Raw genomic sequence first — 12,759 nt, 5'->3', positions numbered from 1 at the left:
CGCACCGCGATGGCCGACCACGACCCGACGACCGATACCGCCGCGCCGCAGGCCGCCATCGATCCCGAGGAACTCGCCATCTGCCTGCGGGTCCTGGATCAGGTCGGCGATCTGGACAAGGACCATCCCGATTCGGTGCGCGTACAGCGCGCGGTCGGGCACATGTTCAAGATGCTCAAGCGCCGTCGCCGCGTCGCCGCCCGCGAGGCCGTCGCGGAGAACGATCGCGCCGTCGTGCACGCGACCGCCACCGGATCGCTCAACCGGATCGACGACGAGACCGCCGGAATCCCGTTGACCTCCAACGCGTCCGGAGCCTCGGCTGGCACACTGCTCAAGCCGCGCCCCTGCTACATCTGCAAACAGCGCTACACCCGCGTCGACGCCTTCTACCACCAGCTGTGCCCGGACTGCGCCGCCCGCGGCCACGCCAAACGCGATGCGCGCACCGATCTGCGCGGCCGCCGCGCCCTGCTCACCGGCGGACGCGCCAAGATCGGCATGTACATCGCGCTGCGCCTGCTGCGCGACGGCGCGCACACCACGATCACCACCCGCTTTCCCAACGACGCCATCCGCCGGTTCAAGGCTCAGCCGGACAGCGCCGACTGGATCCACCGGCTGCGCGTGATCGGCATCGATCTGCGCGATCCCGCGCAGGTCGTCGCGCTCACCGAGGACGTCGCCGCCCAAGGGCCGCTGGACATCCTGATCAACAATGCCGCGCAGACCGTGCGCCGCTCGACCGGTGCGTACGGCGCGCTGGTCGAGGCCGAGTCCGATCCGCTGCCGGTGGGCGAACTCCCCGACACGGTCAGCTTCGGCAAGACCATGCAGGCGCATCCCACCGCACTGACCGCCTCACTCGCGCCCGCGCTCACCGCCGCCGAGGTCACCGAACTGGCGCTCGTCGCGGGATCCGCCACGCCCGAACGCATTTCGCGCGGTCTGGCCATCGATGCCGGGGGCCTGGTTCCGGATCTCGCGCACACCAACAGCTGGGTGCAGACCGTGGCCGAGGTCGATGCCACCGAACTGCTCGAGGTGCAGCTGTGTAACTCGGTCGCGCCGTTCATCCTGATCTCCCGGCTGCGTCCGGCGATGGCCGCCGCCGCGGCACGACGCAAGTACGTCGTGAACGTCTCGGCCATGGAAGGCGTCTTCGGCCGCGGCTACAAGGGCCCCGGCCATCCGCACACCAATATGGCCAAGGCCGCGCTGAACATGCTCACCCGCACCAGCGCCGCGGAGATGCTCGAAGCCGACGGCATCCTGATGACCGCCGTGGACACCGGCTGGATCACCGACGAACGCCCGCACTACACCAAGATCCGCCTCGCCGAGGAAGGCTTCCACGCACCGCTGGACCTGGTCGACGGCGCGGCGCGCGTGTACGACCCGATCGTGCGCGGCGAGAACGGCGAGGACCTCCACGGCTGCTTCCTCAAGGACTACGAACCGTCCAACTGGTAGCCACTCCCCTCCGCGGCATCCCTGCGTTCTCGTTCGCGGCAGCCGTTCCGATCACATCAATACGATCACACCGGGCCGGTAGGACCATGATCGACGCCTAATCTGGATACATGATGTACCGTCTGCTGGCCGACGCCACCACGGTGGTGCACTTCCTGTTCGTCGTCTATGTGGTGACCGGCGGCTACCTCGCCTGGCATTGGCGATGGACGATCTGGACCCACCTGGCCGCATTCGGCTGGGGATTCGGCACGGTGCTGTTCAGCATCTCCTGCCCGCTCACCCATCTGGAGAACTGGGCCCGCGAGCAGGCCGGTGAAGCCCCGCTACCGGCCAGCGGGTTCATCGATCACTACATCACCGGCGTGCTCTATCCGCGCGGCGCACTGGATCTCGTGCGGGTACTGGTCGTGATCGCCGTCGCGCTGTCGTGGGCGGGATACGTCTGGCTACCGCGGCACCACCGCGCGCTCAAACCAAGCGTTCGTTGACGAAATCCGCTATCTCGGCGACCTTTTCGTCGAGATAGAAGTGCCGCCCCGGGAAGGTGGACAGCTCGAACGTACCGGTGGTGTGCCGCTGCCACTCCCCCGCCTGCTCCGGCGTCACGGTCGGGTCCGCATCGCCGAGCAGCACCGAAACATCGCAGCGCAGTTCGGGTCCCGGCTCGAAGCGATAGGTCTCGACGGCCTGGTAATCCGCGCGAACCGCGGGCAGCACCAATTCCGCCAGACTCGGCTCCGATCGCAGAATCGCCACGGAGGCAGGATCATTGGCCAGACGCTCCAACTCGGCGATCACCTCCGCATCAGGAGCCTGGTGTATCGCACCGACATACGGGGCGTGCGGTGCGATACGTCCCGAGACGAACAGCCGGATCACCTTCTGCCCGGCGTTTTCCAGCCGACGAGCGGTCTCGAAGGCCACCGTCGAACCCATACTGTGACCGAACAGCGCCAGTCGCGGCGCACCGACGGACAGCTCCGGGGTGATCCGGTCCGCGAGCTCCCGCAGATCGGTGAGCAGCGTCTCGGCGAGACGATCCTGACGGCCGGGATACTGCACCGCGTAAACCGCTGTGTCCGGACGTATCTGCTGCGCCAGAGCGCGATACGCACTCGCCGAACCGCCACCGGGCGGGAAGCACACCAGCACCGTGCGCGGATCAGGCACCGCACGCAATTCACGCAACCAGCCGCCCGCGACAATTCGTCCCGCCACGCAGTTTCCTCCCGCTCGATCCCAGCGTCCGTCGGGCCGAGGGTACTCGGTGGCTATTTCCCCTGGAGCGCCGAGAGGGCGACTTCCAGGTCGTCACCCAGCAGCATCTCGCCGTCCGGTCCGAGCAGGGTCAGCATCGCGATGCCCTGGAACAGCACGAAATACAGCTTCGCGACCGCCCGTGCCTGCTCGGCGGACAGATCCGGATACACCTCGCGCAGCAGCCCGGCCAGTTCGGTGTACGCCTCACCGGTCGCCTCGGCGAGAAATTCCTGGGAGTCCGGCGAGCGTGCGATGCGCATACCGTTCTCCAGGCTCAGCAGCAGTTGCTCCCGATGCCGGAATGCCACGTCGACCAGTCCGTTCAGGGTGGACGCGAAGGATTCGGGCAGCGAACGCCCCTCCCCCGCAGCCCGGATCGCCTCGTCCATACCGTCGCCGATCTCGCTGCCGACGGACATCGTGATGGCCTCGGAGACCAACCGATCCTTCGACCCGAAGTGGTAGCCGATCGCCGCCAGGCTGACCCCGGCGGCTCCGGCGATGTCCCGCGCGGTCACCTTGGCGAGCCCGCGTTCCAGGATCACCTTCTTCGCTGCCGCCAGTAGATCTTCTCGATTACCCATATGCCCAGGTTACAACGTCTTAGACATTTGTTCTAGACAGATGTGCCAAATGTGTGGCACATTTGTCTAAGACATTCGATCCACACGACAGGGAACCGACACCATGGGCACTACGCACACCCCGCGCATCCTCGTCTCCGGCGGCGGCATCGCCGGTAATGCCGTTGCGCTGCAACTGCTTCGCGCCGGAATCGACGTCACCGTCATCGAGCGGGCCGCCGCCCCCCGACCCGGCGGACAGGCCGTGGATCTGCGCGGTCCCAGCCGCGAGGCCGCCGAGCGGATGGGCCTGATGCCCGGTATCCGCAAGTACCAGCTCCAGGAACTCGGCATGTCCTATGTCGACCCGCAAGGGCGGACCTACGCGAACATGTCGATGGAGTTCTTCGACGGGAAAGGCCCGGTGGCCGAGATCGAGATCACCCGCGGCGATCTGAATCAGGTGCTGCTGGACGAACTCGCCGGCGCCGCCGGGGATCTGGACTACCGGTACGGCGACTGGATCACCACGCTGGACCAGGACGATTCCGGTGTCGAGGTGGGCTTCGCCTCCGGGCGTACCGAACGTTTCGATCTCGTCGTCGGCGCCGACGGCGTGCACTCGGCCACCCGGCGGCTGGCCTTCGGCCCGGAGGAGCAGTTCAGCACGTATCTTGGCGGCTACATGTCGTTCTTCACGATCCCCACGCCGCCGGACGTGCGGCCCGGATGGTTCACCATGCAGTTGATTCCCAGCGCCGCGGTCGGCCTTCGGCCCGACGGCGATCCCGATACCGCGAAGGCCATCCTCACCGTTCTCACCGACCGGGATCCCGCCCTGCGCGGCGATCCCGACGCGCAGCATCGGCTCATCCGGAACCATCTGGACGGTGACGGCTGGCATGCCCCGGCGATTCTCGCGGGGATGGCGACGACCGAGGACTTCTACTTCGACGAGCTGGCCCGAATCGATATGCCCACCCTCAACGCCGGACGCGTCACCCTGCTCGGCGACGCCGGATACTGCGGCTCCCCGATGACGGGGATGGGCACCGCCATGGCAATCGTGGGCGCCTACGTCCTCGCGGGCGAGATCACCGCCACCCCGGACGATCTGCTCGGCGCGGTGGGCCGATACGAGCAGAAGGTGACCCCGTTCCTGGACGAGGCGAAGCAGCTCCCGGGCGGCGGCATCGATATGATGTTGTCGCACAGTCGATTCGGCACCGCCATGCGCCGCACCGCCAACCGGGTGATGCTCTCGCGGGTGATGCGGCCGGTGATGATGAAGATGTTCTTCGGCAAGACCGAGGACTACGAACTGCCGACGTACTGAACGCTGCGGACAGGCGGGTCCGGCACCCGGCCCCGCCTGCCGGATGCGGCCCGAGCCGACCCTCGGCAACCACGCCGCACCACACCGATAGGATTGCGCCGGTGCGGCAGAAGATCATCATGGATGTCGACACCGGCATCGACGATTCCCTCGGACTGCTCTACGTCCTCGCCAGCCCGGAGGCCGAACTCCTGGGTATCGTCTCGACGGCCGGTAACGTCTCCGCGCCACAGGTGGCGACGAACAATCTGGCACTGTTGGAGCTGTGCCGGGCACCCGATATCGAGGTGGCGCTCGGCGCGGACACTCCCCTGGCGATCCCACTGCAGACCACCGAGGACACGCACGGCCCACAGGGCATCGGCTATGCCGAATTCCCGCTTCCGCCGCGCCGGATCTCGCCCCGGTCCGGGGCGCAGCTGTGGGTGGATCTGGTGCGCGACCATCCCGGGGAGATCGTCGGGCTGTGCACCGGGCCGCTCACCAATCTCGCACTCGCGCTGCGGATCGAGCCGCGGCTGCCGCAACTGCTCGGCCGGCTGGTGGTGATGGGCGGGGCGTTCAACCATCCGGGCAACACCACGCCGACCAACGAGTGGAATGTGCACGTGGATCCGGAGGCGTGGCAGGAGGTCTTCGCCGCCTTCGCCGCCGCACCGGCCGACCGGCGCCCGCTGGTCTGCGGACTGGATATCACCGAGACCATCGAGATGGTCCCGGATCATCTCGCCCGGCTCGCCGAACGCGCGCGCAGCGTTCCGGAGCACGAGGTCTCCGAAACCGATACACCCGGCACCCGGTCCAAGGCCAGTAACCCGATCGTGCGGTTCCTGACCGATGCGGTGCGGTTCTATTTCGAATTCCACCGCCACTACGACCAGGGCTATCTCGCGCACATGCACGATCCGTTCGCCGCGGCGGTGGCGCTGGATCCCGGCCTGGCCCGCACCCGGGCGGCCACGGTCGAGGTCGAACTGGGCGGCACCATCACTCGCGGGACCACCGTGGCCGACTGGGCCGGGATGTGGGGCCGGGAACCCAACGCGGACATCGTCATCGGCACCGATCCGGCGGTCTTCTTCGACCGGCTGATCGAGCGGGTGGGAGATTTCGCCCGCACGGTGTATCCGGACCGCTGATCGAGCAGTTGTGGAGATCGCAGTATGAACGCAGACGACGACCTGACCTATGTCCACGAATTCCAGCGGCGGCTCGACCTGCCCGGAATCATCGACGTCCATACGCATTTCATGCCCGAGCCGGTGATGCGCAAGGTGTGGGCGTACTTCGATTCGGCCGGTCCGCTGATCGGGCGGCCGTGGCCGATCGCCTACCGTGACGAGGAGCAGGTCCGGCTGAAGACGTTGCGCGACTTCGGTGTTCGCGCGTTCACCGCCCTGGTCTATCCGCACAAACCGGAGATGGCGGCCTGGCTCAACGGCTGGTCGGCCGAGTTCGCCGCCCGCACCCCGGACTGCCTGCACACCGCGACCTTCTTCCCGGAGCCGGGCGCGGGCGAGTACGTCGCGTCCGCGATCGAGGCGGGAGCGCGGATCTTCAAGGTACACATCCAGGTCGGAGATTTCTCGCCCGTCGATCCGCTGCTGACGCCGGTGTGGGAGATCCTGTCCGAGACCGGCGTTCCGGTGCTCATCCATTGCGGTTCGGGCCCGGCGCCCGGCAGATTCACCGGCCCCGGCCCCATTGCCGAACTGCTGCAGCACTTTCCGCGTCTGCGCTTGATTGTCGCCCATATGGGCGCACCCGATTACACCGAGTTCCTCGATATCGCCGAGCGGCACCCCCTGGTCCACTTGGACACCACGATGAACTTCACGGACTTCTTCGATTCGCAGGATCCGTTCCCCGAGAACGAGCGCACCCGTCTGCTCGCGCTGGGCGACCGCATCCTGTTCGGCAGCGATTTCCCGAACATTCCGTACCCGTACGCCCATGCGCTCCATGCCCTGGATCGTCTCGAGCTGGGTGATGCCTGGCTTCGTGGCGCCTGTTACGAAAATGCCGCACAGCTGTTCGGGTTGGAGTCGCACGCACAGCGCTAGAATCGCCGCGAGATGGACAGCGGAAATTCAAGTGCGACAGCAGGTTTCCCGAAAGATCCGGGGACCGAGGCGACCCCGGACGGCTACCGGTGGATTCTGCGGTTCCGAGTCGCCGGGAGCGGCGACACGAGTGCCGGATTCCTCCTGGGCGGAACCGCCCTCCTCGTTGTCGTCTTCTTCGCTGTCGCTCGGGATGGTCTATCGCCCCTCACTGGTGGCGACCGGCGGCGGTCTGCGAATCGGGCGATTCGAGGTCGCCTGGGCGGACATCGTCGAGGTAGCGGGCCGCTACACCGGCGGTCGCAGCCCGATGCCCTACGTCGAGTTCCAGATCGCCGACCCGGCCGCCCTGTACGGCATCCGTAACAGTCCTCGACGCGTGATGCCGAGAACCTGGCATCTCGACGCCAACGGGCTGCTGTCCACCATCACCTACCTGGCGGAGAACCCGGCCGTGGCCACCGGCCTCACGTCGGCTCAGTTCGAGGCCCCGCCCCGGCCCCAGCGGCCTTCGCGCTGAATGGATCTCAGCCGTCGAAGGCGCGCAGGATCTCCTCGGTGGCGAGGGCAGGGGTGAGGGATCCGGCGCGGACGCGGTCCTCCACCTCGGTCCGGATGGCTTTCACCGCCGGGCTCTCGGCCAGCCGGCGCAGCAGCTGATCGTGCACCATCGTCCAGGTCCAGTCGACCTGCTGGCGGCGGCGCTTCTCGGCGAACTCCCCCGCCTCGGTGAGTACCCGGCGATGGGTCAGCACGGTGTCCCAGAAGGTGTCCAGGCCCGTCCCGTTCAGCCCGCTCATGGTGAGAACCGGTGGGCGCCAGAGGGAATCGCGCGGATGGATCAGGCGCATCGCGCCCTGCAGTTCGCGCGCGGCGGATTTGGCCTCGAGTTCGTGGCGGCCGTCGGCCTTGTTGACCGCGACCAGATCCGCCAGTTCCAGGACGCCCTTCTTGATGCCCTGCAACTGATCTCCGGTGCGCGCCAGGGTCAGGAAGCAGAACACGTCGACCATATTGGCGACGGTCACCTCGGACTGGCCCACGCCGACGGTCTCCACCAGCACCACGTCGTATCCGGCGGCCTCGAGCAGCACGATCGTCTCTCGGGTGGCCTTGGCCACGCCGCCCAGGGTGCCCGCGGTCGGCGAAGGGCGGATGAACGCGTCGCGTTCGGTCGACAGCCGCGCCATGCGGGTCTTGTCGCCGAGGATCGACCCGCCGGTCCGAGTCGAGGACGGATCCACCGCCAGGACCGCCACCCGATGCCCCTGCCCGATCAGGTACATGCCGAGCGCATCGATGAACGTCGACTTACCAACGCCCGGAACACCGGTGATGCCCACGCGATTGGATCCCACCGCACCTTCGGAGCCGACCTTCAGCAACAACTGCTGGGCCAGATCGCGATGATCCGGGCGGGTGGACTCGACGAGGGTGATCGACCGGGCCAGCGCGCTGCGCTCGCCCTTGCGTACCGCTTCGGCGAGCTGATCGACATCGATCGTGCGACGCGGTGTGGCAGCCGAACTCCCGCCCGTGCCGCCGGTCGAGCTGCCGACGCCCGAGGTCGAGGTCAGCCGCGGATGCCCGGCGGGAACCCAGTCCTCGCGCCGCTGCCGTTGTGCCGCAGTCGATTCGGTGCTCCCGGTCCCGAGATCACCCGGCTGCCCACCGTTGGCAGGCACAGCCGAACGACGACGATCCGTGGTCGATGCGACGGACTCCGGACCGCCGTCGTTCGCGACGGGCTCGTTCATTCGCCCGCGCCGGTGCCGATCTCGTGCCCGAGTCCGGCCGCCAGTTTGCGAAGCAGATCGACCGCGGCATCGGCGATCACGGTGCCGGGCGCGAAGATCGCGGCCGCGCCCGCGGCGTACAGCTCGTCGAAGTCGCCCGGCGGGATCACCCCGCCCACCACGACCATGATGTCGGGACGACCGACATCGGCCAGCGCCTGCCGCAGGGCAGGCACCAGCGTGAGGTGGCCGGCCGCGAGCGAGGACACGCCGACGACGTGCACGTCGTTGTCCGCGGCCTGCTGGGCCACCTCCTCCGGGGTCTGGAACAGCGGGCCCACGTCGACGTCCATGCCCAGATCGGCGAAGGCCGTGGCGATCACCTTCTGACCGCGATCGTGCCCGTCCTGGCCCATCTTGCAGACCAGGATGCGGGGGCGGCGGCCCTCGGCGGCGGCGAACTCCTCCACCAGCGCCATGGCCTGGCTGATATTGGTCACCTTCCCGGCCTCCTCGCGGTAGACGCCCGAGAGCGTGCGGATCTCGGCCTGATGACGTCCGTACACCTTCTCCAGCGCGTCGGAGATCTCCCCGACGGTCGCCTTGGCGCGCGCCGCGTCGATCGCCAGCGCCAGCAGGTTGTTGTTCATGCCGCCCTCGGACGACGCTGCGGCCCTGGTCAATTCGGCCAGCGCGCGCTCCACCTCACCCGAGTCGCGTTCGGCGCGCAGACGGCGCAACTTCTCGTTCTGCTCGGCGCGCACCCGGGAGTTCTCGACCTTGAGCACCTCGATCGGGGTGTCCTCGGTGACCTGGTACTTGTTGACCCCGATCACCGGCTGCTGACCGGTATCGATGCGCGCCTGCGTGCGCGCGGCGGCCTCCTCGATGCGCAGCTTCGGGATGCCCTCCGAAATCGCCTGTGCCATACCGCCGTGCGCCTGCACCTCGGCGATGTGGGCACGAGCCCGCTCGGCGAGCTGGTGGGTCAGCCACTCCACGTAATAGGAGCCGCCCCACGGGTCGGCGGGCCGGGTGGTGTTGGACTCCTGCTGGATCAGCAGCTGGGTGTTGCGAGCGATCCGCGCGGAGAAGTCGGTCGGCAGCGCCAGGGCCTCGTCCAGGGCGTTGGTGTGCAGCGACTGGGTGTGCCCCTGTGTGGCGGCCATCGCCTCCACACAGGTGCGCGCGACGTTGTTGAACACGTCCTGCGCGGTCAGCGACCAGCCCGAGGTCTGCGAATGGGTGCGCAGCGCAAGGGATTTCGCATTCTTGGGTTCGAACTGCGCGACCAGCTCGCTCCACAGCAGCCGGCCCGCGCGCATCTTGGCGACTTCCATGAAGAAGTTCATGCCGATCGCCCAGAAGAACGACAGCCGCGGCGCGAACTTGTCGACCTCCATACCGGCCTCGATACCGGCCTTGATGTACTCCACGCCGTCGGCGAGGGTGTACGCCAGCTCCAGATCCGCGGTGGCCCCGGCCTCCTGGATGTGGTAGCCGGAGATCGAGATCGAGTTGAACTTCGGCATCTTCGCACTGGTGTAGGCGAAGATGTCGGAGATGATCCGCATCGAGGGTTCGGGCGGATAGATGTAGGTGTTGCGGACCATGAACTCCTTCAGAATGTCGTTCTGAATGGTTCCGGCCAGCTGTTCGGGCTTGACGCCCTGCTCCTCGGCGGCCACGACGTACAGCGCCAGAATCGGCAGCACCGCGCCGTTCATGGTCATCGACACCGAGACCTGGTCCAGCGGAATGGAATCGAACAACTCCCGCATGTCCAGGATGGAGTCGATGGCCACACCGGCCATACCGACGTCACCGGTGACGCGCGGGTGATCGGAGTCGTAGCCGCGGTGCGTGGCCAGGTCGAAGGCCACCGACAGGCCCTTCTGACCGGACTGCAGGTTGCGGCGGTAGAAGGCGTTCGAGTCCGCGGCGGTGGAGAAGCCCGCGTACTGGCGGATGGTCCACGGCTGGTTGACGTACATCGTCGGGTACGGGCCGCGCACGAACGGGGCGACGCCCGGCACGCTGTCCAGCGGATACCCCTGCTCGACGATCGCGTCGCGGTCGGCCTTGGTGAACACCGGCGGGACGTCGATGCCCTCGGGCGTCGCCCACACCAACTGCTCGGGGGTGTACCCGTTCGCCTCGGCTGCGGTGCGCACGAACTCGCGCACCTGCTCCTCGCCGGGCTGCGCGGCGCTCTGCGCGCTCGCGTCCAGCGGCACGTCGGCGAAACTGCCGATCACGTGATTGATGGTCATCGTCTACGCTCCCAGCTTCTCCAGCAGGCCGGACAGTGCCGCGACCGCGTCCATCCGTGCGGTCAGGTATCCGTCCGGGCGCTGTGCGTCCGGCACTTCGGCCACGGCCTTCTCCGGCCCGGCCAGCAGCACGGTGGCCACACCGGCGCCGCGCAACTGCTCCACGGCCGCGGCGGCCTCGGCGGCGTAGCGCCCGTCCGATCCGCACAGCACCGCGACACTCGCGCCCGATTCGGTTGCGGCCGCGCCGATTCCGGAGAGCTCCAGCACGCCCGGGTTGGTCGTCTCGATACCGCCCGAGGCGAGCACGTTGGCGGTGAAGGTGACCCGGACGTTGTGTTCGGCCACCGGGCCCAGCGGGATCAGCACCGCCTTCGGCCGCTGGCCGTGTGCGGCGAGGTAGGCATCGGACCGGTTGCGCAGCGTCTCGAACGCCGCGCCGTACCGCGCCACGGTCGCGGGCTCGCGCGCGGCCTCGGACAGCGGCGTCTCGGCCAGGTTCGGGAATTCGTTGACGCCGGTGACCGACGTCTTGCGATGTGCCACATCACGATCGCGCCGGGCGCGGGTCTCGCCGACGCGCTCGGCCAGCAGACCCGAGTCCAGCGCGGCGCGGAATCCGCCTGCGGCCTCGAGCTCCTGCATGAACTCCCATGCCTTGGCGGCCAGGGCGTCGGTCGCGCTCTCCACGTACCAGGATCCCGCGCCGGGATCCTGCACGTGGCCCAGGTGCGATTCCTCGAGCAGCAGCAGCTGCGTGTTGCGGGCCATGCGCTGTGAGAACGCCCGGGACACATCGAGTTCCCCGGCGGGCAGCGCGGAGTCGAAGGGCAGCACCGTCACCAGATCCGCGCCGCCGACGCCCGCGCCGAAGGCGGCCAGGGTGGTGCGCAGCATGTTCACCCACGGGTCGCGCTGGCTCATCATCGGCGCCGAGGTGACCGCCCACTGCGGGGCGTTACCGGCATCCGGCGCACCCAGCTCGTGCGCCACCCGGGCCCACAAGCGGCGCGCGGCACGGAACTTCGCGATCGTGCCGAACTGGTCGTCGGTGGCGGCGAAGCGGAACACCAACTGGCCGAGCGCATCCGCGACGGGCACGCCCGCGGCGGTCAGCGCCCGCAGGTACTCCAGGCCCGCGGCGATCGCGGCGCCGAGTTCCTGCGCGTCGGAGGCACCCGCGTTGTGCACGGCCACGCCGCACACCGTCAGCGCGCGGATGGTCTCCGGTCGCGCGACGGCCTGCTGGGCCAGCGTCACCGCGGTGTCCAGGCCGGTGTGGGTAGTACCGTTGAATTGGCTGGTCAGCGGGCTGGTGCCCAGGAAGACCTGGATATCGCCGCGTTCGGTGGCCTCGTAGCCGTCCAGGATCGAGAACAGTTGCGCGGTGGCCGCACTCGCGTCGGCTCCCGCGTCCAGGGCCAGTGGTGCGAGTTCGAACAGCAGCCCGCGCAGCGCGCGCGGCAGGTCGGCGACCGGAACGCCGCGTTCGCCGACGCCGAGCCACACCGAACTCACGCCGTTGTCGAGCCCGCTCAGAATCTCCTCGTTCACCGCGGCGGCGTCCGAGCCGTCGAAGCGAGCGGTCACGTACCAGCCGCGGTGCACGTCGCGGGTGGGATCGCCGCCACGCACGAACGGGAATTCACCGGGCAGGGGCGCCTCGGGCAGTTCGTCACGGCGGGTATAGAGGGGGGCGACCGTCAGGCCGTCGTAGGTGGACACATCGAGCAGACGCTCCGGCTCGTCGCCGAACTCCGCGGCGTCCACCTTGCGAGCCTTCGCGAGTACCCCGGCCACACCCTTACGCCACTCGGCGTACCCGGGTACCGGTTCCGCGCCGGGATCCGATCCATTCGGCATCGCTGCTGTACCTCTTCCCACTCGAGTCGATACTTCCACCTCTACCTGACACCGGGATCACCGACCAACTCTTCGCAGCACCTTCGCACGACGCTGTGTGCCTTGTTCGCACGAACTCACCGCGCGATTCCGCACGGACACGTACTATGCCGCCCGGCCGCGCGCGCGGAGTTCGCCTGCGGTTCGACC

The 12,759-nt window shown here is 68.2% G+C and carries 11 protein-coding genes; 6 read left to right on the top strand and 5 right to left on the bottom strand.

Annotated features, from left to right (window positions below):
- Positions 1-9: 9 nt before the first annotated feature.
- Positions 10-1,473: an SDR family NAD(P)-dependent oxidoreductase gene (locus ON40_RS12090; RefSeq protein WP_051193020.1), complete on the top strand. Its 1,464-nt coding sequence runs from the start codon at positions 10-12 to the stop codon at positions 1,471-1,473.
- Between the two features lie 110 nt (positions 1,474-1,583).
- Positions 1,584-1,964, top strand: a complete 381-nt coding sequence (locus ON40_RS12085; protein ID WP_040821881.1) for a DUF2784 domain-containing protein — start codon at positions 1,584-1,586, stop codon at positions 1,962-1,964.
- On the opposite strand, the gene ON40_RS12080 is transcribed toward ON40_RS12085, so the two are convergent.
- Both ON40_RS12080 and ON40_RS12075 read right to left on the bottom strand, forming a co-directional pair.
- Positions 1,945-2,694: a thioesterase II family protein gene (locus ON40_RS12080; RefSeq protein ID WP_040821879.1), complete on the bottom strand. Its 750-nt coding sequence runs from the start codon at positions 2,692-2,694 to the stop codon at positions 1,945-1,947. The two genes, ON40_RS12085 and ON40_RS12080, sit on opposite strands and share 20 nt — an antisense overlap.
- 53 nt (positions 2,695-2,747) lie before the next feature.
- Positions 2,748-3,320, bottom strand: a complete 573-nt coding sequence (locus tag ON40_RS12075) for a TetR/AcrR family transcriptional regulator (RefSeq protein ID WP_040821877.1) — start codon at positions 3,318-3,320, stop codon at positions 2,748-2,750.
- A 103-nt stretch (positions 3,321-3,423) separates the two neighbouring features.
- Here ON40_RS12075 and ON40_RS12070 point away from each other — a divergent pair, with 103 nt between their 5' ends.
- The 4 genes from ON40_RS12070 to ON40_RS12055 all read left to right on the top strand — a co-directional run bounded on the left by ON40_RS12070 (position 3,424) and on the right by ON40_RS12055 (position 7,218).
- Positions 3,424-4,635, top strand: coding sequence for an FAD-dependent monooxygenase (locus ON40_RS12070; RefSeq protein WP_040821875.1), 1,212 nt, complete (start codon positions 3,424-3,426; stop codon positions 4,633-4,635).
- 101 nt (positions 4,636-4,736) lie between these two features.
- Positions 4,737-5,774 carry a nucleoside hydrolase gene (locus ON40_RS12065; protein WP_281033025.1) on the top strand — a complete coding sequence of 346 codons (1,038 nt, stop codon included), beginning with the start codon at positions 4,737-4,739 and terminating at the stop codon, positions 5,772-5,774.
- Positions 5,775-5,798: 24 nt separating this feature from the next.
- Positions 5,799-6,698, top strand: coding sequence for an amidohydrolase family protein (locus ON40_RS12060; RefSeq protein ID WP_040821874.1), 900 nt, complete (start codon positions 5,799-5,801; stop codon positions 6,696-6,698).
- 130 nt (positions 6,699-6,828) lie between these two features.
- The gene (locus tag ON40_RS12055; RefSeq protein ID WP_157186275.1) at positions 6,829-7,218 is read left to right on the top strand and encodes a hypothetical protein; all 390 of its coding nucleotides are present in this window, start codon (positions 6,829-6,831) and stop codon (positions 7,216-7,218) included.
- A gap of 7 nt (positions 7,219-7,225) precedes the next feature.
- On the opposite strand, the gene meaB is transcribed toward ON40_RS12055, so the two are convergent.
- The 3 genes from meaB to ON40_RS12040 are packed head-to-tail and all read right to left on the bottom strand — an operon-like array spanning position 7,226 to position 12,570.
- Positions 7,226-8,455, bottom strand: a complete 1,230-nt coding sequence (gene meaB, locus ON40_RS12050; protein ID WP_245567769.1) for a methylmalonyl Co-A mutase-associated GTPase MeaB — start codon at positions 8,453-8,455, stop codon at positions 7,226-7,228.
- A complete protein-coding gene (gene scpA, locus ON40_RS12045; RefSeq protein WP_040821871.1) occupies positions 8,452-10,707 on the bottom strand; it encodes a methylmalonyl-CoA mutase in 2,256 nt (751 codons plus the stop codon). The genes meaB and scpA overlap by 4 nt, the downstream gene beginning before the upstream one ends.
- A 3-nt stretch (positions 10,708-10,710) precedes the next feature.
- Positions 10,711-12,570, bottom strand: a complete 1,860-nt coding sequence (locus ON40_RS12040; RefSeq protein ID WP_040821869.1) for a methylmalonyl-CoA mutase family protein — start codon at positions 12,568-12,570, stop codon at positions 10,711-10,713.
- Positions 12,571-12,759 lie beyond the last annotated feature (189 nt).

The organism is Nocardia jiangxiensis NBRC 101359, assembly GCF_000308615.1.
In the GTDB taxonomy this organism is placed as follows: Bacteria; Actinomycetota; Actinomycetes; order Mycobacteriales; family Mycobacteriaceae; genus Nocardia; species Nocardia jiangxiensis.
The sequence above is the reverse complement of the archived record's forward strand: the minus strand, read 5'-3'. Positions and strand labels throughout refer to the sequence as shown.

Excerpts from the sequence above, each read along its gene's own strand:
- ON40_RS12085 (WP_040821881.1), top strand. The coding sequence starts at position 1,584 with ATGATGTACCGTCTGCTGGCCGACGCCACCACGGTGGTGCACTTCCTG.
- meaB (WP_245567769.1), bottom strand. The coding sequence starts at position 8,455 with ATGAACGAGCCCGTCGCGAACGACGGCGGTCCGGAGTCCGTCGCATCG.
- ON40_RS12060 (WP_040821874.1), top strand. The coding sequence starts at position 5,799 with ATGAACGCAGACGACGACCTGACCTATGTCCACGAATTCCAGCGGCGG.
- scpA (WP_040821871.1), bottom strand. The coding sequence starts at position 10,707 with ATGACCATCAATCACGTGATCGGCAGTTTCGCCGACGTGCCGCTGGAC.
- ON40_RS12070 (WP_040821875.1), top strand. The coding sequence starts at position 3,424 with ATGGGCACTACGCACACCCCGCGCATCCTCGTCTCCGGCGGCGGCATC.
- ON40_RS12090 (WP_051193020.1), top strand. The coding sequence starts at position 10 with ATGGCCGACCACGACCCGACGACCGATACCGCCGCGCCGCAGGCCGCC.
- ON40_RS12075 (WP_040821877.1), bottom strand. The coding sequence starts at position 3,320 with ATGGGTAATCGAGAAGATCTACTGGCGGCAGCGAAGAAGGTGATCCTG.
- ON40_RS12040 (WP_040821869.1), bottom strand. The coding sequence starts at position 12,570 with ATGCCGAATGGATCGGATCCCGGCGCGGAACCGGTACCCGGGTACGCC.